Below are 24,422 nucleotides of genomic sequence, written 5' to 3'. Positions count from 1 at the left end.
GTAATCTTATGAGTCGAAAAAGAACAACATATACAGCAGAATTCAAGACAAAGTTAGTTTTAGAAGTTTTAAAAGAAGATAAGACACTAAATGAAATAGCAAGTGTAAATAATATCACACCAAAAAACTTACAAAATTGGAAGAAGATATTTTTGGAAAATGCAGAAGTTGCGATGGAACCTGCAAAAGTAATTAAAGAGTACAAAGAAGAGAATGTAAGATTACAAGCTAAACTTGATGAATATGCAAAGGTTGTAGGTCAACTAACAGTAGAGAAGGACTGGGCGGTGGGAAAGTTAAGCAGCTTGGACTCTAGCTATAAAAAGGAGTTGATTGATAGAGATGAAAATAAGGCATTATCAGTTGTAAAACAATGTAATCTTATTAACTATAACAGAAGTAATTTGTTCTATGCACCAATGGTAAATCTTGCTAAAAATGTAATTAAAAAACATATAGAAAAAGTATTTGAAGAGATACCAAGCTATGGCTATATGAAAGTGTATCATCAACTACTAGAGGATGGTTTTCGTGTCAGTCCCAACACAGTGCTGGCATACCGTAGAGAGTTAGGTTTACAGGCTGTTTTAGCTGTAAGACCACCAAATACAAGCTGGGCGGACAAGCAACATCATAAATACTCTTACAAAATAAGAGGATTAGATATCGTAAGAGCAAACCAAGTATGGTCAACAGATATAACCTATATTAAAATTAAAGGTGGTATGGTCTATATGGCTGCCATAATTGATTGGTATTCTAAAGCAATATTATCTTGGCGAATATCCAACACAATGGATACAGATTTAGTCATAGGTGTACTAGATGAAGCACTCGCACTCTATGGTAAGCCTGAGATATTTAATACTGATCAAGGGTCACAATATACAAGCTGTATCCACACTCAAACATTAAAAGATAATGACATAATTATCTCTATGGATGGCAAAGGTAGAGCAACAGATAATATTTGTATTGAGAGGTTCTGGAGAAGTGCTAAAGTTGAAAAAATATACCTCAATGAATATGAGAGAGTATCAATTCTCAAAAGTGATGTTAAGGATTATATAGAATTTTATAATCACAGAAGATTTCATGAGACATTGAAATATAAAAAACCTATGAATGTTTATTATGATAGTTTAAAAATCAATGATGAGAATTACACTAAATCTAGTGAAAATGTAGCATAGGGTAACAGGTATTTAGGGAATTAGATTTTTGAAAAAGTTGTCTTGACATATTGGGGTAGTATAGTTTGGTGATTATATATTTGAAAAAGATACCGATAGAATCATAGGGACTAATCTTGCTTCTTTTATAGACTACAAAGTTGCTAAAGACTACATAGATGAAGTCAAGTTTATAGATGAGGGCTTCTTTGAAAGTATTTCCCCTTGGTTTAAATATTATGATGAAAAACACTTCTATCTAAATACCAAGAAAAATTCTTACCTTTATGCTAAAGAGAGTGATAGACAAAACTATAGCGGTGGCGGTTTCTCTCAACAATATTTGAGAATTCAAGGTAATGGTTATAAAGAAGAGGAAAGTCCAAGTGATGCTTTTGCCTTTGTACTCTTTACTATATGCTTCTCTAAAAAACATAAAACAGAGTTAGATAAATATCCTAAACTCCAAGAGGCAGCAAACAAGTTCTACTACCTACTAAAAAATGCAACTCCACTTCCTAAAATAAATGAAAAAGTTAAAGATGAGATACATAATAAACTCTTTAATCAAAACGAGTTTATAAAAACTACAACAGGTAGAGACTCCCTTTTAAATGAGTATAGAGAACTAGATGATAAACTCCAAGAAATAGCATTTGATGCAAAAATACACAAGAAGCTCATAGCAACAAATAGTTATGACTTTAAAGCACTAAAAACAGCTAAAGAAGATACTACAAAAATCTTCTATGATGAGAATTTAAAGACTCCACAAAAGCTTCTTAAAAATATATCAAAAGCACTTAGTTCATCAGAGCTAAAAAGTACTTTAGAGAATTATAAAAGTATTGAAGTGTTTGAGAGTGATGATGATAAATATGCATACTATCTTTATCTTATAAACCTTGCCTTTATGCTCATAGACCCACGAGTTAAAATAGATGAAGAGACACAAGAACTCTCTCCTTTTACTAAAGGCAATAAACCTATACAAGAGTTTCTAAGCTTTATAGGTAAAGAGTTACAAACACTAGATGAAGAGATGGCACTTAAACTACATGAAGAAGATATAAAACTGTTATATCTAAACTCTCTATACTCCCTAATAGCAGAAGCTAAACTCTCTAAAGGAGCAAGAGCTTCAAACGCAGATAGTTTTTTAAAGAACTTTGAGATAAAAGTAAATGTAAATAAAGAGGAAACCTCTGAACTACTCTCCCAAGACTTCGATAAAGAACTAAAACTAAAAAGTGACTCACAAAGTATGTTTGAAACACTTAAGAAGATAGATGGAGTGAGTTCTTATTTGGATAAGTTTGAAGAGAGTGAGTATGATGATATGTCAGGTAGAGCCTCAAAACAAGCCACACCAAGATATAAACTATTAAACTCCAAACCCTACAAACAACTCCTAAACTCCACTAAAGCACTTTCCTTTTTCATAGCAGCAGGTAATATAGCAGAGTTTATGAAAGGTAAAGAGAAACTAAAACTAAACAACCTTGTAAATCTATCACAAGATATACTAAGTGGATTTAAAGTAAATTTTTTTAGGCTGAATAATTATTTTTTCTTATAGTTTAATAAATAATCATCAACCATTTTTAACTTCAAGCTTTTGCTTAATCCTCTGTGGATTTTAATGAGTATTTTCAATGGAGAAAAAGTTCCACCATCGAGAGTATTTGTTGTGTTTGGAATCTTGAAATTTTTATATTTATTTCTTGTAAAAAGATATGAAAGATTAGCTCTTAAACTTCTATATGCAGCTCTAACTTTTTGATGAGTGTAATATGATTTACCAGTATCATTATTGATACTTTTTTCTTCTATAAAATTTTTATATGTTTCATACCATTCATCAAGCTTTTTAGTAAATTTTTTTTCATTAGTTTGAGTGAGTCGATACATGATTTTCTTCAAATCTTTTCCAGCTTGTAGTCTTGGTCTTTTAGTTATATATCTTCTCACAGTCTTTGCCTGATGGAAGTGACACATTTGTAGTGGAAAGTCTTTAAAAACCTTTTGTAAGCCTCTTTTGCCATCTATTGTGACTGATAGAACTGTATAGCCAAGCTCTAAAAGTTGATTGAGTAATAGTTTATAGTCAGCTGATAGTTCACTTTGAATATGTTTGGATAAAAGTATCTCTTTGGTAATGTCATCTTTAAAAACTAGCGTTCCAAGTTTATCTTTGCGTTTGCCATAAAAAGTAGCATCACAGATAAGAACTATCGCTCTAGGTTTATGATATTTTATATTTGGTTCATATTCAAATATTTGCTTCTGAACCCATCGAGAACTTTTCTTATATTCCTCTGCTAAATCACTTAGTGTTTGTCTCTTATAAATATACTTTTTAAAAATAATTTCTTGTAATTTATCTGGTCGTCTTTTTGATGAAAAATAACTATTACAACTTGAGCATTTATATCTCTGAATTCCACCTAATTTACCATTTTTTTTAGTCTTTTTTGATGTACAGTGTGGACAGATTTTTGCATTTTTTTACAGCTCATTGTAAATAAAACCTTTTTAACCATTACTATACAGTAGTTTCAAGCACTTTTCAGCCTAAAAAATTTTACTTTAAATCACTAAGTGTGTCTTCTTCTTTAGCAGAGTTTAGCTCTAAAGCAGACCATAAGCTTTCCCAGAGAATAACTCAAAGAGTCTCAAAGTTCAGTATCCCATCTTCTTTAGATGACTTAGCAAAAGTAAACAAAGTAGCTTCACCAGCCAGTATGAGAGTCATAGCAAGATTTGGTCTTGTACCTGTAATGCTAAACGCAACCATAGAACTAAGCCAAATAAATAAAGAAGAAAATTTAAACTACTTTATAGCAGTAGGTGCTAAAAACGCTATCTACTTAGCAATGCTATTTACTCCTGCTACTGTTGGAGTAGGAACTATTGTTCTTAGTGTAGCTATGCTTGAACTTTCTTGGGCGCTTGTAAAAGATACTATAGAAAACTCTAAACTAGAACTCTTTATAGAAGACTCTCTTTTGTTTGAGAAACAAGATTCATTTATGAATAGATCTCTTGAAGATAAGTTTAAAGCTCCTATGCTCATAAAAGCTATAAACTCTTCATCTAAAAAGTTCTTCGTATCTGGAGTTGAGACTAAAGGTTCAGAGATAAAAGGTTTTAAATCTATAGATAAGATAAGAGAGTTTATAGCAGATAACTATGATGCACACTCTTCACTTTTAGATGCTGCACTTATAAATGAACTCTCACAACTAAGAGCTATACTTTATGGTTTTAGTATGACTCAAATAAATAACTATAAGCCTATAGATTTAAGATATGGCTCTATAGAGATACATCCTAAATCTCAACATAGTATAAAACTATCATCTTCACTAAAGAGTAGTGCAGAAGTTATCTACCTCTCTTACTTTAATGTAGATAATGAAAGTAAAAGAGTCTATGAAAAACTACAGATAAACACAGAGTATGATATAACAGGGCATCTACTCTCTCAAGATAGATTCTCAACCATATTAGATAGTATAAACTTCAATGCAAAAAGTGATATAGATAAAATTTCTTGGGTAGGTTCACCTTCTCAAACACAAGTGCTTGGAGCTATGCTAAAAGATGTATATATCATTGTTGTAACTCCAGAGACTACTCTAAGATACAATGTTGTTTATAATCATATATATAGACAAGCACAAACAGAAATATACATAGAAGATATACAAACAACTCAGTTAAGTGAAGAAGATATGAAAGAGATAAAGGGAACAAATGATTAAATACATACTACTAGCACTACTACTTATAAACATAAATCTAAACGCAAGTGATATAAGACTAGAGAGATATGCAAATACTAAGACTTGGTTACAAGATGCTGATAGTAATGCTGATTCGGCTTATAACTTGGGTTTAACTTATCACAAAAAAATCAAGGATTATGATAAGGCTGAATATTGGTACAAGAAAGCTTATAAACTTGATAATAAAGCTACTGATATTATTCACAACTTAGGTTTTCTTCATAAGCACAAAAAAAACTACAAAGAGGCTATAAAGTGGTACAAATTTTGAAGCAACTTTCAAGTCTGGTTTGTTAAGGTCAAGTTTCTCGCCATTTCTCATACCGATAGAAACCTTACAAATTCCACGCTTTAAGTCAAGCAGACGAACAACATCTAAACCTTGTTCTTCTAAAGTGTCAAGTCCAACAACACCTATATCAGCAGCTTGATGAAAAACATAAGTTGCTACATCTTGGTTTCTAACAAGTAAAAAACGAAAGTCAGGAGTATCTAAGATAAGCTTTCTATCATCAAACTTAAAACTATCACCAAAGATAGTTTCAAATATTTCTAAAGTTTCTTTGGCTATACGACCTTTTGGAAGTGCTACTGTAAGCATTTATAACGACCTTGTATATATTATAATTTTTGATATTTTACCTAAAAATTGCTCAAAGTTTTATGATAGGGTATAATCTATTCCATGAAAAAAGAATCTTTTACTATATTTATAGCAATACTTATCCCTTTACTTTTTTTTAGTGGCTGTTCTACAATGGTGCAAGACCAAGCTATACAACAAAATAAAAACCTAGAAATCTCCATGCATCCGACTAGATACAACAGAATCAAATCAACCCCAGAAGCTGACTATTACAACAATATATGGGCAGGTGAAAAAGGTAGAAGTATCGCTTTAAAAAAGGGAAACTACAAATATATACTTAATATTTTTAAAAAATATTGTAATTTTGATGAAAAAGATTTACTCGAAACTCGTTTGGTTTCACATGAAGATAATGTCTATTATGAAGTTTGGGTTTTCAAAGACTCACTCTCACAAAGAGAACCAAAAGAGTCTGGCATCTCCGTAATTTTCACAGAACAAAAAAACAAATATAAAAATGGAGTTGTTTTAAACTTCATAGGAAGTTGCCACACCCCACCTTTTAACATGACTTTTAAAAAGATTGAAAAGTAAGCAAACCCTTAATTCTCAACTTTTTGTTATATAGTGTGTTCCTTTTAGTTACAAATATGAGTACTTATTACATAATATAAAGAAATGTTTGTGAGTGTTCCGATTTACAGTTAATATAAGAAGATTAATAAATTGAGTGCATACTGTAATAAAAGGAAAAATATGGGAAATGCGTATATAGTTGTAGAAGAAGGTGTTATCAAGTGTGAACATGGTGGGAAGGTTATATTGGTATCTACTGTTCCAAACCATGTCATAGGAGGAAAAAAACCTCTTTTTGATAAAGACCTCCTCAACGCAGCCATATCAGGATGCCCAAATCCTCCTCCTAATGGTGGACCATGTACAAAGGTTGTAGCTATAAGTTCTGCTGTAACAGAAAGTAATGTTTCCAATAACGGAACTAACTATCTTCTACGAACAGATGGATGTAAAACTGACAAAGGTGTTGCCCTCATTCTTAGCAATCCAGGACAAGGAAATACTAGAATATCTGTAAAGTCAAGTGGAAGCTCTCAAGACATAACCATAAAGGCTTTAGAAGATGCACAACTTGAAACATCAATAAACATAGCTAAAGAGAGACATCGCATCTACCCTTTAAGAAAAAGCTCTGAAGAAATAAGAGCATTAAGAGGAGCAAGAGACTTTAGACTACTATCAGACTACTACTCTATGGCAAATGGAACTTATAAAAATGACAAACTTATTACCTATACAGAGGCTTATCTTTATGTAACAGATATAAGTAAAGATGAGACTAAAGAGTATAAAGTCGTAAATCGTGGAGACCTCTTTAATCCACAGATGTATTATGTGCAGTTTAAAGATACACAGACTAAAGTCCTTCGCCGTTATATTCCCTTTTATGAAGAAAGTGGAGATTTAGAGTTTGTTTATAGTAATATTAAACTAACTGATAAAGATAGAGCAAAGTTTACAACAACCCGTATAACAATAGAAAGTAAAAAGAATAGTTGCATCTTTCATCACAAAGAGTACTCTAAAAATATAAAACTTTCAGAAAAAGTATTTAAAAAACATATCTACTCCGCTAAAGATATTAAAGAAAATAGTAAATCAAGAAAATATCTCTCAACAATCATCTTTTTAGATGACCCAGTAGGAGAAGTAGAAGACTTATATAATGAGTATGAGTTCTCTTATCATAGACACTATGGTATGAATAAATCCATCATAGATGCTATAAAAGAAAAAAATCAATATGCTTATACAATAGCTGAAATACTAGACTATCTATATGTAAATACTTCAGAACAAAAACTCTATGATAAACAAAGAGATGAGTTAAGAGAACAGTATATACTCTTAGCAGATGAACTTAAGATGTTTGGTGATTATATATTTGAAAAAGATACTGATAGAATCATAGGGACTAATCTTGCTTCTTTTATAGACTACAAAGTTGCTAAAGACTACATAGATGAAGTCAAGTTTATAGATGAGGGCTTCTTTGAAAGTATTTCCCCTTGGTTTAAATATTATGATGAAAAACACTTCTATCTAAATACCAAGAAAAATTCTTACCTTTATGCTAAAGAGAGTGATAGACGAAACTATAGCGGTGGCGGTTTCTCTCAACAATATTTGAGAATTCAAGGTAATGGTTATAAAGAAGAGGAAAGTCCAAGTGATGCTTTTGCCTTTGTACTCTTTACTATATGCTTCTCTAAAAAACATAAAACAGAGTTAGATAAATATCCTAAACTCCAAGAGGCAGCAAACAAGTTCTACTACCTACTAAAAAATGCAACTCCACTTCCTAAAATAAATGAAAAAGTTAAAGATGAGATACATGATAAACTCTTTAATCAAAACGAGTTTATAAAAACTACAACAGGTAGAGACTCCCTTTTAAATGAGTATAGAGAACTAGATGATAAACTCCAAGAAATAGCATTTGATGCAAAAATACACAAGAAGCTCATAGCAACAAATAGTTATGACTTTAAAGCACTAAAAACAGCTAAAGAAGATACTACAAAAATCTTCTATGATGAGAATTTAAAGACTCCACAAAAGCTTCTTAAAAATATATCAAAAGCACTTAGTTCATCAGAGCTAAAAAGTACTTTAGAGAATTATAAAAGTATTGAAGTGTTTGAGAGTGATGATGATAAATATGCATACTATCTTTATCTTATAAACCTTGCCTTTATGCTCATAGACCCACGAGTTAAAATAGATGAAGAGACACAAGAACTCTCTCCTTTTACTAAAGGCAATAAACCTATACAAGAGTTTCTAAGCTTTATAGGTAAAGAGTTACAAACACTAGATGAAGAGATGGCACTTAAACTACATGAAGAAGATATAAAACTGTTATATCTAAACTCTCTATACTCCCTAATAGCAGAAGCTAAACTCTCTAAAGGAGCAAGAGCTTCAAACGCAGATAGTTTTTTAAAGAACTTTGAGATAAAAGTAAATGTAAACAAAGAGGAAACCTCTGAACTACTCTCCCAAGACTTCGATAAAGAACTAAAACTAAAAAGTGACTCACAAAGTATGTTTGAAACACTTAAGAAGATAGATGGAGTGAGTTCTTATTTGGATAAGTTTGAAGAGAGTGAAGGCGAGAAAAAAGGGAGAGGAACTAAAACCTCATTAGACTCAAAACAAGCCACACCAAGATATAAACTATTAAACTCCAAACCCTACAAACAACTCCTAAACTCCACTAAAGCACTTTCCTTTTTCATAGCAGCAGGTAATATAGCAGAGTTTATGAAAGGTAAAGAGAAACTAAAACTAAACAACCTTGTAAATCTATCACAAGATATACTAAGTGTGTCTTCTTCTTTAGCAGAGTTTAGCTCTAAAGCAGACCATAAACTTTCCCAGAGAATAACTCAAAGAGTCTCAAAGTTCAGTATCCCATCTTCTTTAGATGACTTAGCAAAAGTAAACAAAGTAGCTTCACCATCAAGTATGAGAGTCATAGCAAGATTTGGTCTTGTACCTGTAATGCTAAACGCAACCATAGAACTAAGCCAAATAAATAAAGAAGAAAATCTAAACTACTTTATAGCAGTAGGTGCTAAAAACGCTATCTACTTAGCAATGCTATTTACTCCTGCTACTGTTGGAGTAGGAACTATTGTTCTTAGTGTAGCTATGCTTGAACTTTCTTGGGCGCTTGTAAAAGATACTATAGAAAACTCTAAACTAGAACTCTTTATAGAAGACTCTCTTTTGTTTGAGAAACAAGATTCATTTATGAATAGATCTCTTGAAGATAAGTTTAAAGCTCCTATGCTCATAAAAGCTATAAACTCTTCATCTAAAAAGTTCTTCGTATCTGGAGTTGAGACTAAAGGTTCAGAGATAAAAGGTTTTAAATCTATAGATAAGATAAGAGAGTTTATAGCAGATAACTATGATGCACACTCTTCACTTTTAGATGCTGCACTTATAAATGAACTCTCACAACTAAGAGCTATACTTTATGGTTTTAGTATGACTCAAATAAATAACTATAAGCCTATAGATTTAAGATATGGCTCTATAGAGATACATCCTAAATCTCAACATAGTATAAAACTATCATCTTCACTAAAGAGTAGTGCAGAAGTTATCTACCTCTCTTACTTTAATGTAGATAATGAAAGTAAAAGAGTCTATGAAAAACTACAGATAAACACAGAGTATGATATAACAGGGCATCTACTCTCTCAAGATAGATTCTCAACCATATTAGATAGTATAAACTTCAATGCAAAAAGTGATATAGATAAAATTTCTTGGGTAGGTTCACCTTCTCAAACACAAGTGCTTGGAGCTATGCTAAAAGATGTATATATCATTGTTGTAACTCCAGAGACTACTCTAAGATACAATGTTGTTTATAATCATATATATAGACAAGCACAAACAGAAATATACATAGAAGAGATACAAACAACTCAGTTGAGTGAAGAAGATATGAAAGAGATAAAGGGAACAAATGATTAAATACATACTACTAGCACTACTACTTATAAACATAAATCTAAACGCAAGTGATATAAGACTAGAGAGATATGCAAATACTAAGACTTGGTTACAAGATGCTGATAGTAATGCTGATTCGGCTTATAACTTGGGCTAACTTATCATAAGAAAATCAAGGATTATGATAAAGCAGCAATATTGGTATAAAAAAGCTTATTCAATAGATAAAAAAGGTTGAAGCATTAAGATAATTTAGGTGCAGTATATAATGATTTAAAAAATTACAAAGAAGCTATAAAGTGGTACAAGCTAGGAATAAATGTAGAAGATGGATATTCGGCAATGGAAACTTGATAATAAAGATACTGATATTATATACTACCCCAAGAAAATCAAACAACTATTTCTAAAGTTTAATTCTTAAAAGAGTAAAATTAAACAATAAAAATAGAAGGTAATCTTATGAGTCGAAAAAGAACAACATATACAGCAGAATTCAAGACAAAGTTAGTTTTAGAAGTTTTAAAAGAAGATAAGACACTAAATGAAATAGCAAGTGTAAATAATATCACACCAAAAAACTTACAAAATTGGAAGAAGATATTTTTGGAAAATGCAGAAGTTGCGATGGAACCTGCAAAAGTAATTAAAGAGTACAAAGAAGAGAATGTAAGATTACAAGCTAAACTTGATGAATATGCAAAGGTTGTAGGTCAACTAACAGTAGAGAAGGACTGGGCGGTGGGAAAGTTAAGCAGCTTGGACTCTAGCTATAAAAAGGAGTTGATTGATAGAGATGAAAATAAGGCATTATCAGTTGTAAAACAATGTAATCTTATTAACTATAACAGAAGTAATTTGTTCTATGCACCAATGGTAAATCTTGCTAAAAATGTAATTAAAAAACATATAGAAAAAGTATTTGAAGAGATACCAAGCTATGGCTATATGAAAGTGTATCATCAACTACTAGAGGATGGTTTTCGTGTCAGTCCCAACACAGTGCTGGCATACCGTAGAGAGTTAGGTTTACAGGCTGTTTTAGCTGTAAGACCACCAAATACAAGCTGGGCGGACAAGCAACATCATAAATACTCTTACAAAATAAGAGGATTAGATATCGTAAGAGCAAACCAAGTATGGTCAACAGATATAACCTATATTAAAATTAAAGGTGGTATGGTCTATATGGCTGCCATAATTGATTGGTATTCTAAAGCAATATTATCTTGGCGAATATCCAACACAATGGATACAGATTTAGTCATGGGTGTACTAGATGAAGCACTCGCACTCTATGGTAAGCCTGAGATATTTAATACTGATCAAGGGTCACAATATACAAGCTGTATCCACACTCAAACATTAAAAGATAATGACATAATTATCTCTATGGATGGTAAAGGTAGAGCAACAGATAATATTTGTATTGAGAGGTTCTGGAGAAGTGCTAAAGTTGAAAAAATATACCTCAATGAATATGAGAGAGTATCAATTCTCAAAAGTGATGTTAAGGATTATATAGAATTTTATAATCATAGAAGATTTCATGAGACATTGAAATATAAAAAACCTATGAATGTTTATTATGATAGTTTAAAAATCAATGATGAGAATTACACTAAATCTAGTGAAAATGTAGCATAGGGTAACAGGTATTTAGGGAATTAGATTTTTGAAAAAGTTGTCTTGACATATTGGGGTAGTATATTATTTATAGTTTAGGTCTTCTTCATAAGTACAGAAAAGAATACAAAAAAGCTATAAAGTGGTACAAACAAGGAATAAAAGCAGGAGACGGTGACTCTGCCTTTAGTCTAGCCCTCCTATACGAAGAAAACCTAAAAGACTATCCGACAGCTATAAAGTACTACAAAAAAGCATACTCACTAGGACATATAGGAGCGACTTTAAACCTTGCACTTTTATATGATGAAATTCTAAAAGACTACCCAAACGCAATAAAGTGGTATAAAATAGGAACAGATAATAAGTTTAATGAATCCCCTTACAACCTCGCAATTTTATACAAAAAAACTCTAAAAGACATCCCAAACGCTATAAAATGGTACAAGATAGCTATAAATATGGGACATGCAGATGCAGTAAAAGGTCTAGCATACTACTACCGCAATAATGGACAAAGAATACTAGCAGGAGCTTATTCTATTAGTCTTATAAATGTAAAATACACAAAAAAAAGAATGCTTGGCTTCTTAAAAAACAAACTAAAATTCACAGATGCAGAACTACAAGAGTCCTACAAACTCCAACTAAAACTAGACATCCCTAAACACTACAGAGGTGGTATTTAAATAGATGTCAGCTATTCCCTCTTCACATCTTTTAAATGAAGACAGACGACTAAGAGCCTTAAGAGGAGCAAGAGATTTTAGACTACTACAAAAATTGGAAACTCTATACAATAGTTACTTGTATATATAAGCAGTAAATCTTTTTTTTAATGCTTTTAAATACTATAACATTTTTGTGACGCTAGATGTGACATTATTCAGATAAACTTATTAAGTAGCAGCCGTGTGGTAGTAACTATTATAAGCACTATCGACATTAAAATTCTATCAATATTTAAATTTATTATAGCTTTAAATCTTTTAAGCGTAAAGCATTAACAATAACAGATACTGAACTAAAACTCATAGCTGCAGCTGCAATCATGGGTGAGAGTAAAAGTCCAAAAAATGGGTATAAAACTCCTGCTGCTATAGGTACTCCTGCACTATTGTATATAAAAGCAAAGAATAGATTTTGTCTTATATTTTTCATAGTAGCGCGGCTTAGCTTAATTACTTTCAATATACCTAGCAAATCACCTTTTATTAGTGTAACTCCAGCACTCTCTATGGCTACATCTGTTCCAGTTCCCATAGCAATTCCTACATCAGCTTGAACTAATGCAGGGGCATCATTTATACCATCTCCAGCCATAGCTACAATTTGACCATCATTTTGCAGTTTTTTAATAATATTTATTTTTCCATCTGGAAGAATATTTGCATATACCTCTTCAATGCCTATTTTTTTAGCAACTGCATTTGCGGTTGTTTCGTTATCACCACTGAGCATCACTACTTGAATATTTTCATCTTTTAATGCTGTTACAGCCTCTTTTGAACTCTTTTTAATTGGATCTTCAATCACAAAAAGAGCTGAAAATTTAGAGTTAATAGCCATAAACATTACACCTTTAGCGTCATTCTTAAAGCTCAAAAGTTCCTCTTTTATAGAGTCTGTATTTACATTGAGTTCATTTAAAAATCTCTCGCTTCCTAAAACAACTTTTTGTCCATTAAGATATGCAAATACTCCTTTCCCTGTAATAGATTCAAAATCTTCTACTTTAGATATATCTATACCATTTGTTTTAGCATACTCTACAATAGCTTCTGCTAAAGGGTGCTCACTCATACTCTCTAGTGAAGCTGCATATCTAACAATATCCTCTTTATTAAAACCATCAGCAATTTTTACATCTGTAACTCTTGGATTTCCCTCTGTTAAAGTACCTGTCTTATCAAGGACTAAAGTTGTGACTTTTTCCATTGTTTCTAATGTTTGAGCATCTTTAATTAAAATTCCAATTACTGCAGCGCGACCAGTCCCAACCATTATAGAGATAGGAGTTGCTAAACCTAAGGCACAAGGACAAGCAATGATTAAGACTGCAACTGCTGATACCATAGCATAAGCAAGTCTAGGCTCTGGACTAAACATATACCATCCAAAAAAAGCTAAAACCGCTGATAGGATAACGATAGAAACGAAATAACCAGAAACTTTATCTGCAAGTTTTTGAATAGGTGCACGAGAGCGTTGTGCTTGTGAAACCATTGCTACTATTTGAGAGAGCATTGTATCGCTACCAACTTTTTGAGCGACCATTAGCATCGTACCATTTTTATTTAGCGTAGCTCCAATAAGTTTTGCATCTTTGGATTTTTGAATAAGTATTGCCTCACCTGTAATCATAGACTCATCTACATTACTTTGTCCTTCTACAACAACACCATCTACGGGAATTTTATCACCTGGCTTTATTCTTAAATAATCGCCAACTTGAATATCCTCAATATTCACATTTTTTTCATTTCCATCTGCATCTATATAATAAGCTTGTTTAGGTGCTAAATTTAAAAGTGTTTTAATTGCAGAGTTCGTCTTACTTCTAGCACGAAGTTCTAAAACTTGACCTAAAAGTACAAGAGTTGTAATTACTGCTGCCGCTTCAAAGTAAACATGCACTAAACCCTCTTTTGTTTGCATCAGAGGTGGAAACAATTCAGGTGCGAACAAAGCTACTATACTGTAAATATATGAAGTACCAACACCAATAGCGATAAGAGTAAACATATTTAAATTCCATGTTTTTATAGACTCATATCCTCTAACAAAAAAAGGCAAACCAGCCCAAATAACTACTGGAGTTGCCAGTATAAACTCAAACCACTGAATACTCAACATAGAGATAGAATCAGGTAAATACTGAGGCAATAAGTCACCAATCATCGCAACAATAAATACTGGTAAAGAAAATACAAAACTTAGCCAGAATCGTTTACTCATGTAGTTAAGTTCTTCATTCTCATCATCTACCTCTACATCCATAGCTTCCAATGCCATACCACACTTTGGACAATTATCAGGCTTATCTTTTATAATCTCTGGATGCATCGGACAAGTATATAAACTTTTTTCTACTTGACACATATTTTCTTTACATTGTGAACTCATAATGAATCCTCCTTCGAACTACTAATTAATTCTACCAAGATTATTTAAATGAATTTCTATAATGGTCTGAAGAATCAAAACAACTTTTCAGCTTGATTAATTTCACCTCTTTACTGCTACCTTATGCTACATTTTCAATAAATAAATCTTTAATATCATAAACTAAATGTATATTTATGATTTGATTTGTATTGTTTTCAATTATCAAATATAAATCAATAATTTTAGATAATTTTAACGAATGATAATATTTATTTGTATTTAGATTTTCCATTTTTACCTTATTCTACTCTTCTGATTTGTTGTGTGTTTACTTACCCAGCGAGTCTATTTTTTTCATTTCCAAAGTCAAATAATGACATTTGTTGAATAGGTTTTTTACATTTAATAATTTCATCTGTTTTATTTAATATTTGTTTCTTAACTTGTTTTGCTATTTCTTCTACCATTGGAATAACTATTGAATTTCCAATTCTATTATATAATTTGGCTTTTGAGCCAAGTAATTTAAAATCATCTTTAAAACCCATTAATCTATAGCATTCTTTTAAAGTTAATTTTCTTACTCTATCATTATGATGTACAAAATATCTTCCTGCTGATTCTTGTGATGATAAGGTGGGGTGTGTTCCATCTGATGAATATATTCTATTTGGTTGTTTATGAACTCTTGATAAATGTATTGTATCTGGTCTTGTCCCTTTTATTCTAATTTTTTTATTTCTATATCCTACAAAAACAAGTCCTGATGGTTGTTTTTTTGGATTCTCAATAAGTGTATATTCACTTTCATCTAAATATTCTATTTCTCCATTATCATCTTCTAAAATATTTTTTATACAAATTGGTTGTTGCCTATCTAGTTTATTAAAATCAAATTTAATTCCATTTAAGGAGCCAACAATTATTGTTCGTTCTCGATTTTGTGGTACACCAAAATCTTTAGCATTTAGTACCTGCCAATTTGTTGTGTATCCTAATTTATTTAAAGCACTTAAAACAACTTTTAGAGTATTTCCATTATCGTGACTTTTAAAATGTTTAACATTCTCTAAGACAATAGCCTTTGGCTTTTTTTCTTTTAATATTCTTTCAATATCAAAGAATAGAGTTCCCCTAGTATCATTAAATCCTTTTTTTTCTCCTGCAATACTAAAAGGCTGACAAGGAAAACCTGCTAGTAAAACATCATGATTTGGTATCTCTTTTTCATCTATTTTTGTTATATCTTTAAATACTGTTTCATTATAATTAGCTCGATACATTTCTCCTGCATGTTCATCTATTTCTGAACTGAATACACAATTACATTCGTTCTTTTCAAAACCTGTTCTAAATCCACCAATACCTGCAAATAAATCAATAAAACTATAACTCATTATTTAACCCTAAAGTTAATTCATTCCATTTTTGTTTATGAATTGCTTTTAATTCTCTATCAATATTTATTAATTCAGAATATGAATTATAAAAATTTTCTAAGTTACTTATTAGTCGCATATAATATTTCAATGTTGCCATAATTCCATTTACTATTATTTGACAACCATGTTCTTCTTTTACTTCTTGAATAATTTTATTTATTTCTTCTTCATCTTCTTTTTTAATTTCATAGTATGATAAAATATAGTATCTTTTAGGATTATATTTTATTATTTTTTCTTTAGCTATTCTTACTATATTTGCATCTATTGGCTTATCTAATTTTATTTCAATAGCTTCAAATAATTCACTCTTATTAAATATTTCAATATCTCCAGCACTTTTTGATGTTCTATCACTTGCTGTGTGACTACCTAATGGTTTTAAAGTACAATTATCATATCTTGATATTTCATTTATGATTATTTTGTAAATTGAATAAAAAGCTAAAACTGGTAATTTTGAACCATAAGATGTTTCATAATTAAATGTAAATTGTTTATCTAATAAGTTTATAATTTTAGAGATTGTTAATTTATCAGGATTTTCTAACGGTTGAATTTCAATTTTATTTTCTTCTTGTATTTTAATTACTTGTTTAAAAAGTTCAACTAAAATAAATTTAGGATTGATACTATTTACTTGAATTTCATTCACAAGTTCTAAAAATGATTTTTTAACTTTCTTATCACTTATTTTACCATTGTAATCCAATGTATAAGGGAAAGGTTGCTCTAGTGAACGAGTAAGCCAACCACTTTCTGCCATAGATGGTAATCCTATCTCTTTTAATGTAGGTGTAATATGGTGTGTATCCATACTTCTACCAGAAAAACCATTTTCTAGTTGAGCTTGATGTATTCTTATATCTTGTTTTGTATGTTTGATTTTATAAATTAATAAAGTAACAAGAACTGTAAAAACACCTTTTTGATTGAAACATTTATTTGCTATTATTTTGATATTTTCTAAAATTGTTTTAGTTAGTTTTTTTGAATAATCTTTTTCGTTTAGTGCTTCATTGTAAATTGATATTAATTGTTTTTTATATAGCATTGAGTATAAGTCCTTATTAAAATTATTTTATCTAAGATTATTTAGATGTTTGATTAATCAAACAAATTTATTCCAATTAAGGCACCTAATCCAAGATATAATAACTTATTATCGGTTTGTTTTTTATCAGTATCATTTTTTTCTAGCTGTTCTATTAATTGTTTTGTTGTAAGTTTTTCATCTTTTGAATCAAAAGATGATTCACCAAATTTTGATAGGAAGATTGATACTAGAATGAAGCCTAAAATTATTCCTAATATTTCCATAATTTTTTTATCCTTTTTAACTGCTACACACCACTATTTATTCAACGAACACTATAGCGAAAGTAGACTTAATATAGAAAAATAAAAGAACACATGAAATGTCCTATTTAAAAGCTAATTTAGCTGATTCTATGATAAATTGTCATATTTTTATGGTTTATAGATATAACTCCCTTGTGTATTGCTCAAAGAAAGAGATAAGTCCTCTCATAAAAGTAGGGTTCAAGATACTCCAAGCCATAAAGAACAAAAGGCTGATTGAGTATAAATTCATCTTTGAGTTTGTACTTGTTCGTGATGCCAAGTATCGCAATTGCTGTTGCTAGACCTAACCAAGCTAAGGCAGGATATTGAGGGAGAGAATCCCCTCCCCAACATATATAATACTACCTATTTAATAATTATTTTTCAAATGGTGACTTAGCATTTATAAATTCTTTTCTAGATATAACCTCATCATTATTTAAATCAATTCTGTCAAATATTTCATTTTTATGATAAGTTTTCATTTCGTCTTTAGATACTAAATTATCATTATTTGTATCTATTGCTTTAAATTCTATATCTGATGTTGTTAACATCTCTGGTTTTTCAACTATATCGTCGCTATTAATATCATTTTTTTTAAACCAATAAGACATAATTCCTGGCATGAATTTACCAAAGCGAGATTTCTTACTCTCTTGTTTTGTAGCATTTCCATCACTATTTAAGTCTATTCTCTCAAAGCGTGAAACTGCAACTTTTTCATATGACTCTTGTGTAATTAAACCTTCACTTGTTTTATCATATTTATTATAGATACGCGAGCCCATATCTCCACCTCTAAATTTACCAGCACATCCACTAATACTTATTACTACTAAAACTAAAGTAATCATTGTTATTATATATTTCATTATTATTTCCTATTTTTTAAAATAAAGTTTTGCACCAATAACCAAATCATCATGTGCACTTAATATTAAATTTGATGGTGTTTCTACATTGAAATCTGTATATTTAATAGTAATATTTCCATCAATAGACAAGCTACTATCATCCTCTTTTATATTCACAGGAAAAACTATCTCTTTACTTACACCATTAAGAGTCATAGTCCCCATTGCTTGATTGTTGTTAATTTCATAAATAAAAGTCATTAACTTATGCTTTTCAACATTCAAATACTCTGCTACATTTGTATCTCTTCTTTCATCATCACTATTAAAGGACAATGTATCTATAATAAGTTCGCCTTTATACCCATCATTTGCCTTTTCTAAATTTCCTTTAAGACCTTTATTTATTCCAAGTATAGTATGAGTACTAAAAAACTGATCTTTTTTTGCTTCATAATACACTTGTGATTTTGATGCATCTAAACTAAACTCTCCTGCAAAAAGTAGCATGCTACTTAATATAACTAATATTATTTTTTTTAACATTTTAAATCCTTTTTATTTAGAACTTGTAGTTCCAATTAGTTGTCATTTAGAAGTATATATGTTTGAAACTTAACCACTTGTTAAGGACAAGTAAAAAATTTATATCTTAAACTTACTTTATGGAAGCAAAAAATTATACTTTAAACAACTCACTTGTATACCCAATAAATGCTTTAAGTTTTGAGATGAAAAAGACAAAAGAAAGCACCTAGTATCACTTACAAATAGTGGAGAAAAATTACTCTTTTTCGTTTACTTACCAAACAAAGTGCTAATATTTTTCATACTACTAAAAATAAGATTCTCATCAACCTTAGCATCTACAAAAATCTTTTTAAATTCTTTTGCATCTCCACCTGTTAAGATTATTGGCATCTCATAAGAAAGCACTTCATTTTGTAGTGTTTTTAAAAAACCATAACTTATAGCATCTATGGAGTTTTTTGGTAAAACATTTAAATCTATATCAAAGTTAAACTCATAATCTAGAGCAGGAGATATATCTTTGTAAGTTTTACTCATCGCTCTTTTTCCTGGATAAATAAAGCCACCAAGAAACTCGCCATTTTTAACCACATCAACAGTTATTGCACTTCCTGCATCTACTATGACTCCATTTGTTACAGCCATAGATGCCACTATTCTATCTATGCCCATTGTTTTATAATATTTGCTCATATCTATTTTTTGTGAAAGGTCTATCCAGTTTTCTAAGTTTTTTAAAATATGTTTGATTTTTTTATTTACACAAATGTAATAGATTTTTTCTTTTATCTCAGATGGATTAAAAGAGTTTACATCTTCTTTATAATCTATCTCATCTTTTAAAAAGTGATATGAAGTATTTCCAATGTCACATAAAAACATTACTGAATTTTCCAGCCTTGTGTTTTAAATGCTTCTTTTGCTTTAGAACAAAGTGGTGCATCTATAAAAATCAGTTTATGTTTAAAGTCATGCCCACAAAAAATAACTAACTTTGCATAAATCTCTTCAAACTTATGAACATCTTTCATAAGCAGTCTGCTTTTTTGACTAACTGCAAAGATTGCCCAAAAATAACCTCTTATATCTGTCGCTTTATACATTTTTATTTTATTACGAATAGCCAATTCTTTTGGGCTAATCTCTAACATTTTTTTATAAATTTTCCCTTTTTGTCTAAGAGAGTCCACCATCATTTGCATATCTATTTGTACACCTTTATATTGTATGCCTGTATTTTATCTTTTATTTCATAAAAGTTAGGTGTAGATGCGAAACAACTTCTCATGGTACAAGCCAAATAATTTCCTTTTGTTTTATCTTTTTTACTAAGTATATATGGATAAGAAATTTTCTTTATTTTTCTTTTATCTTGAAGTAAAATCTCTTTAGAGTTTTTTAATGTCACAACCTTTTGCTTCTGCATTAAAAAAGCAATCGCAGATGCTGGTACTTTTGATAGTTCTTTCTCTATTTTGTCATTTTGATATTCTAAAGTTTCAAGTGCTAATTTTTCATACCTAAAAGATGACTTTAAAGAAGCAAGTCTTATAATATTTTGAGTCATTTTTGCTAAAGCTGATGTATAATATTTATCATTCATATCGGCTTTTATGTCTAGTTTGTCATTACTTAAATACCAGATGCCATCTTTATAAAATCTATGTTTTGCCTGTGCTAAAAAATACTCAGCTTTTACTAACTTATGCTCATCATAATCAACCTCATATCCAGCTATTAAAGCTGAAATCAAAAAACTATAATCTTCTAAAAGTCCTAGCTGTTTTGGTTTTACACCCATAATGCTTTGATGATACAACTCTCCTCTTTTATGCATAAACTCTAAAAGTGCCTCTAGATGCTCAGTTCCTTTTTTTGCATATTTGTTGTCAATAATACTCGCTTTAAAAAGTGCTTCTATCATCATAGCATTCCAAGCGGTATTTATCTTTTTATCAATAAACGGGTATATTTTTTTCGCTCTTACTTTTTTCAACTCACTTCTAAACTTTTTAAAGCCTTTGTTTCGTTTGTCATCTTCAAAAGATAGATGTATATAATCATTAAAATTTGTAAACTCTTCAAACTCAAATCCACTTTGTTTTTTCGCCTTTTGTATCTGTGAAGTTGTAAATACAAAATACTCACCCTCTTTATGATTTGTATCAGCATCACTTGCACTATAAAAAAGGTTGTTTTTAGAAAAGCGTTTTTTTACCATCTTTATAGTTTCTTCTACTACATCTTTATATAAGTGTTTGTTCGTTAAAAGATATGCCCTTACATATAGTGGAATTAACTCCGCTTGATTGTAAAGCATCTTCTCAAAATGTGGAATCTCCCAAGCGGCATCTACGCTATAACGAAAGAAACCACCATCTATATGGTCATATAGACCTCTCATAGCCATAGCATCTAGCATATTTAACGCATTTGTCTGAAGTTTTTTGTTCTTTGTTAAAAGCGCTAAGTCCATCATCAAAGAAAGTTTAGAAGCCTCAGGGAATTTTTTGCCTCTACCAAAACCGCTATAAACATCATCATACTCTTTTAATATAGATAAGCTCAAACTCTCTATCGTAATTTTCGCTTTAGAAGTTTTTAGTCTCTTTATTTTTATTAATTCCTCTTTATATTCTATTTTATATCCATTAGCTATTTTTTCTAAAAGCGTATCTAAGCCTTCATGGTAGACCTTTTTAGCCAGAGGGATATATGTCCCTATGAATAAAAGCTCTTTTTTATCATTTAAAAATACACTAAGAGGCCAGCCACCTACTCTATTTTTTACTTTTTTATGTAATTCTTGATAGTATATATCAAGATGTGGCATCTCTTCTTTATCAATTTTTACACAAATAAAGTTTTTATTAAATATTTTTGATATTTTTTTATTTTCAAAAGACTCTTTTGCCATAACATGACACCAATGACAAGTTGAGTACCCAATAGATAAAAAAACTTTTTTATTTTCTCTTTTTGCTATAGCAAATACTTCATCAGAGTAAGCGACCCAATTTATAGGATTTGTGGCGTGTTGAATCAGGTATGGGGAAGTCTCTTCAGACAAGCTATTTACTCCATTTTGAGCATTTAAAGATATAACAAAAATTAATGATATAATTATACGTTTCATAATAATAATTATACCTAAATAATATAATGTGATTTTAATGTGATAGAAGGTATAATCTCAACTTAATTTAAATATAAATAAAAAGGAGAATTGATGAAAAGACTAGTTAGCATACTTCTTTTTTCTGCTCTAATCTTAAATGCTTCGAATGTAAATAACTCTACATCTCTTACACTAGATGAAGCACTAAAAATTCTAAAAACAAATAACTTAGAGATAAAAACTGCCTCTTTTGATGTACAAGCAGCAAAAGAGCAAACAAATACAGTAAGTGGAAGTCATTGGGGTAAACTTGACTTCATGCAAGACTACGCAAACTCAAATGATGCAGGAAATGTATTTGGTTTTAAACTAACTTCTAGAGAAGCAAGTTTTGGAGACTTTGGTTTTGATGAGTTTTTATCTCAGATGGGAAGTATTGGTACTCCTGCTGGGCAACAAGCTCTTTTAGCAACACAACCTGATAAACTAAACTACCCAGATGCAAGAAACTTTTTTCAAAGTAAACTAAAATACGAGATTCCACTTTTTACAGGTTTTCAAATATCTAGCTATGTTGACATAATGAAGTCAATGACAAAGATGAAAAAACTTGAAAAATCTCAAGTTATAAATGAAAAAATATATCAAATCAGAAAAAGCTTTTATGATATGGCTCTACTTCGTAACTCTACAAATAACTTAAATAAAATTCTAACAAATATTGACACCCTAGAAAATATGACCGAAAAAATGATAGAAGTTGGATATGCAAAAAAGGTTGACCTTTTAGAAGTTCAAGCTAAAAAAGGAAATGTTAAAAGACTTCTTCTTCAAATGGACTCAAATCAAAAACTTTTATACCATTACATAAGTTTTTTACTAAACGAAAAAGTAACAAATATATCTACTCCAGATACAGATGTTCAGATGCCAAGCCTAAGTGATAAAGAAGTTTTAAGCAAAAACTTAGATATAAAAAGAGCAATTACAGGACTTGAAGTTCGTAAAAGCATGGTTGATGTTTCAAAATCATCTTACTATCCTATGGTAGGTGCTTTTGGAGAACTTTCAACTGCTGATGACTCTTTTTTAGGAGATGCTAGTGACCATCAAGCATATACAGTTGGGGCAAGACTTACTTGGAACATCTTTAACGGTGGCATCGATAGTGCAAAAGTTGAAAAATCAAGAATAGAGCAAATGAAAACAAAAACTCAAGTTCTTTTAGCAAAAAAAGGTATCGCTCTTAAGGTATCTAAAATAAGAACCGAAATAAATACTTACGACTCACAAATAAGCTCTTTAGAAAAAGAGTTAAAATTAGCAGATGCTATTTATAAAAACTATGAAGGTAGATATAGAGAAAAGTTATCTTCTATGAGTGATGTGATTATAAAGCAGTCTGAGCAAATTCAAAAAATACTAGAATTACAAATGGCACAGAACAAAAGAAATGAGCGTATCTTCGCTCTTGAGAAATTAGCAAACGGAGAAAATAAATAATGATAAGCAATAAATTGCAATGCAGAAAACCACTAAATGGTTTTAGTAAAAAAATATTAATATTAATCGCACTTGGAGTTTCACTAATAGCAGAAACTATCACTCTTTCAGGAAGTGTAATTTCAGATAACCAAAAAATGATAACAAGCCGTTTTATGGGTTTCGTTACACAAGTTAATGTTAGCGAAGGTGAGAAAGTACAAAAAGGTCAAACACTTTACAAGATAGATTCAAGAGAGATAGACTCGGCAAAAAGACAATCAGAACTAAGCCTTCAAATGTATCAAAACCAATACACAAATGTAAAACTAAACCTAGATAGATATAAAAGACTTCTAGCACAAGACATGGTTTCAAAATATGAAGTTGAAAACCTAGAACTTGCTGCCATAAATCTTCAAGATATGATTTCTATTGCAAAAGCAAGACTTCAAGAAGTTCTTAACCAATACAGATATTTAAATGTAAAAGCTCCAAATGATGGTGTTGTTGTTGCCAAAAATATTAAAGTTGGAGAGATGGCAATGCCAGGGATGCCAGCTATCATTCTTTCTGATTTAAGTGATTTAAAAATAAGTGCTGAAATAGCTGAGAGTAATTTAAATCGCATAAAACATGGAACAAAAGTTATTGTAAAAATTCCTTCATTAAACTTAAAAAGTATCGGTAAAGTAAGTGCCATTATACCTAGTTCAAACCCAATGACGCATACATTTAAAATTAAAATATCATTTAAAACTAATAGCAAATCAGTATATCCTGGTATGTACGCAACGATAGATATAAACTAAGG

Annotated in this window: 23 protein-coding genes and 2 pseudogenes; 13 read left to right on the top strand and 12 right to left on the bottom strand. The window is 30.4% G+C overall.

The features are described from left to right. Nucleotides 1-8: 8 nt before the first annotated feature. Both MOV42_RS05760 and MOV42_RS05755 read left to right on the top strand, forming a co-directional pair. Nucleotides 9-1,193, top strand: coding sequence for an IS3 family transposase (locus tag MOV42_RS05760; protein WP_324171963.1), 1,185 nt, complete (start codon nt 9-11; stop codon nt 1,191-1,193). Between the two features lie 322 nt (nt 1,194-1,515). After that, entirely contained in the window at nt 1,516-2,751 is a 1,236-nt protein-coding gene (locus MOV42_RS05755; protein ID WP_324172820.1) for a hypothetical protein, read from the top strand. Here the strand turns inward: MOV42_RS05755 and MOV42_RS13995 are convergent. Further along, complete coding sequence (locus tag MOV42_RS13995) at nt 2,736-3,668, bottom strand: IS256 family transposase, variant Zn-binding type (RefSeq protein WP_416385449.1); 933 nt, start codon at nt 3,666-3,668, stop codon at nt 2,736-2,738. The two genes, MOV42_RS05755 and MOV42_RS13995, sit on opposite strands and share 16 nt — an antisense overlap. 107 nt (nt 3,669-3,775) lie before the next feature. Here MOV42_RS13995 and MOV42_RS05745 point away from each other — a divergent pair, with 107 nt between their 5' ends. Both MOV42_RS05745 and MOV42_RS05740 read left to right on the top strand, forming a co-directional pair. Next, a complete protein-coding gene (locus MOV42_RS05745) occupies nt 3,776-4,939 on the top strand; it encodes a hypothetical protein (protein WP_324172819.1) in 1,164 nt (387 codons plus the stop codon). After that, complete coding sequence (locus MOV42_RS05740) at nt 4,932-5,234, top strand: tetratricopeptide repeat protein (protein ID WP_324172818.1); 303 nt, start codon at nt 4,932-4,934, stop codon at nt 5,232-5,234. The genes MOV42_RS05745 and MOV42_RS05740 overlap by 8 nt, the downstream gene beginning before the upstream one ends. On the opposite strand, the pseudogene hisG reads toward MOV42_RS05740, so the two are convergent. Further along, a pseudogene (gene hisG, locus MOV42_RS05735) lies at nt 5,229-5,564 on the bottom strand (ATP phosphoribosyltransferase); the annotation flags it as partial. The gene MOV42_RS05740 and the pseudogene hisG sit on opposite strands and share 6 nt — an antisense overlap. Before the next feature lie 84 nt (nt 5,565-5,648). Here hisG and MOV42_RS05730 point away from each other — a divergent pair. The 7 genes and pseudogenes from MOV42_RS05730 (at nt 5,649) to MOV42_RS05705 (ending at nt 12,545) form a co-directional block, all read left to right on the top strand. Then, nucleotides 5,649-6,146, top strand: a complete 498-nt coding sequence (locus MOV42_RS05730) for a hypothetical protein (protein WP_324172817.1) — start codon at nt 5,649-5,651, stop codon at nt 6,144-6,146. Nucleotides 6,147-6,308: 162 nt separating this feature from the next. Beyond that, complete coding sequence (locus MOV42_RS05725) at nt 6,309-10,121, top strand: hypothetical protein (RefSeq protein WP_324172816.1); 3,813 nt, start codon at nt 6,309-6,311, stop codon at nt 10,119-10,121. Continuing rightward, complete coding sequence (locus MOV42_RS05720) at nt 10,114-10,257, top strand: hypothetical protein (protein ID WP_324172815.1); 144 nt, start codon at nt 10,114-10,116, stop codon at nt 10,255-10,257. The genes MOV42_RS05725 and MOV42_RS05720 overlap by 8 nt, the downstream gene beginning before the upstream one ends. Before the next feature lie 305 nt (nt 10,258-10,562). Next, nucleotides 10,563-11,747, top strand: coding sequence for an IS3 family transposase (locus MOV42_RS05715; RefSeq protein WP_324171567.1), 1,185 nt, complete (start codon nt 10,563-10,565; stop codon nt 11,745-11,747). 62 nt (nt 11,748-11,809) lie between these two features. Next, nucleotides 11,810-11,986, top strand: a pseudogene (locus MOV42_RS13990) (hypothetical protein); the annotation flags it as partial. Between the two features lie 201 nt (nt 11,987-12,187). Further along, on the top strand, nt 12,188-12,415 hold the full coding sequence (locus tag MOV42_RS05710; protein WP_324172814.1) for a hypothetical protein: 228 nt from the start codon (nt 12,188-12,190) through the stop codon (nt 12,413-12,415). A 4-nt stretch (nt 12,416-12,419) separates the two neighbouring features. Next, a complete protein-coding gene (locus tag MOV42_RS05705) occupies nt 12,420-12,545 on the top strand; it encodes a hypothetical protein (protein ID WP_324172813.1) in 126 nt (41 codons plus the stop codon). A 153-nt stretch (nt 12,546-12,698) separates the two neighbouring features. Here MOV42_RS05705 and MOV42_RS05700 read toward each other — a convergent pair whose 3' ends face one another. The 10 genes from MOV42_RS05700 to MOV42_RS05655 all read right to left on the bottom strand — a co-directional run bounded on the left by MOV42_RS05700 (nt 12,699) and on the right by MOV42_RS05655 (nt 22,144). After that, on the bottom strand, nt 12,699-14,852 hold the full coding sequence (locus MOV42_RS05700; RefSeq protein WP_324172812.1) for a copper-translocating P-type ATPase: 2,154 nt from the start codon (nt 14,850-14,852) through the stop codon (nt 12,699-12,701). Between the two features lie 121 nt (nt 14,853-14,973). Further along, a complete protein-coding gene (locus MOV42_RS05695) occupies nt 14,974-15,126 on the bottom strand; it encodes a hypothetical protein (RefSeq protein WP_324172811.1) in 153 nt (50 codons plus the stop codon). 40 nt (nt 15,127-15,166) lie between these two features. After that, on the bottom strand, nt 15,167-16,231 hold the full coding sequence (dcm, locus tag MOV42_RS05690) for a DNA (cytosine-5-)-methyltransferase (protein WP_324172810.1): 1,065 nt from the start codon (nt 16,229-16,231) through the stop codon (nt 15,167-15,169). Next, on the bottom strand, nt 16,221-17,330 hold the full coding sequence (locus MOV42_RS05685; protein WP_324172809.1) for a restriction endonuclease, SacI family: 1,110 nt from the start codon (nt 17,328-17,330) through the stop codon (nt 16,221-16,223). The genes dcm and MOV42_RS05685 overlap by 11 nt, the downstream gene beginning before the upstream one ends. Nucleotides 17,331-17,383: 53 nt before the next feature. Then, the gene (locus MOV42_RS05680) at nt 17,384-17,596 is read right to left on the bottom strand and encodes a hypothetical protein (RefSeq protein WP_324172808.1); all 213 of its coding nucleotides are present in this window, start codon (nt 17,594-17,596) and stop codon (nt 17,384-17,386) included. 401 nt (nt 17,597-17,997) lie between these two features. Beyond that, nucleotides 17,998-18,495 (bottom strand): hypothetical protein, encoded by a 498-nt coding sequence (locus tag MOV42_RS05675; RefSeq protein WP_324172807.1) that lies wholly within the window; start codon nt 18,493-18,495, stop codon nt 17,998-18,000. Between the two features lie 9 nt (nt 18,496-18,504). Continuing rightward, nucleotides 18,505-19,023 (bottom strand): YceI family protein, encoded by a 519-nt coding sequence (locus MOV42_RS05670; RefSeq protein WP_324172806.1) that lies wholly within the window; start codon nt 19,021-19,023, stop codon nt 18,505-18,507. Between the two features lie 252 nt (nt 19,024-19,275). Then, entirely contained in the window at nt 19,276-19,890 is a 615-nt protein-coding gene (locus MOV42_RS05665) for a type III pantothenate kinase (protein WP_324172805.1), read from the bottom strand. Beyond that, nucleotides 19,890-20,210: a hypothetical protein gene (locus tag MOV42_RS05660; protein ID WP_324172804.1), complete on the bottom strand. Its 321-nt coding sequence runs from the start codon at nt 20,208-20,210 to the stop codon at nt 19,890-19,892. Before MOV42_RS05660 ends, MOV42_RS05665 begins: the two co-directional genes overlap by 1 nt. Before the next feature lie 2 nt (nt 20,211-20,212). Then, entirely contained in the window at nt 20,213-22,144 is a 1,932-nt protein-coding gene (locus MOV42_RS05655; protein ID WP_324172803.1) for a thioredoxin domain-containing protein, read from the bottom strand. A 93-nt stretch (nt 22,145-22,237) separates the two neighbouring features. Between MOV42_RS05655 and MOV42_RS05650 the strand changes: the two genes are divergently transcribed. Together MOV42_RS05650 and MOV42_RS05645 are read left to right on the top strand one after the other, a co-directional pair. Continuing rightward, nucleotides 22,238-23,629, top strand: coding sequence for a TolC family protein (locus MOV42_RS05650; protein WP_324172802.1), 1,392 nt, complete (start codon nt 22,238-22,240; stop codon nt 23,627-23,629). Then, nucleotides 23,629-24,420 carry an efflux RND transporter periplasmic adaptor subunit gene (locus MOV42_RS05645; protein WP_324172801.1) on the top strand — a complete coding sequence of 264 codons (792 nt, stop codon included), beginning with the start codon at nt 23,629-23,631 and terminating at the stop codon, nt 24,418-24,420. The genes MOV42_RS05650 and MOV42_RS05645 overlap by 1 nt, the downstream gene beginning before the upstream one ends. Nucleotides 24,421-24,422 lie beyond the last annotated feature (2 nt).

The organism is Sulfurimonas sp. (assembly GCF_029027405.1).
GTDB lineage: Bacteria > Campylobacterota > Campylobacteria > Campylobacterales > Sulfurimonadaceae > Sulfurimonas.
This window is presented reverse-complemented; position numbering and strand designations above follow the sequence as displayed.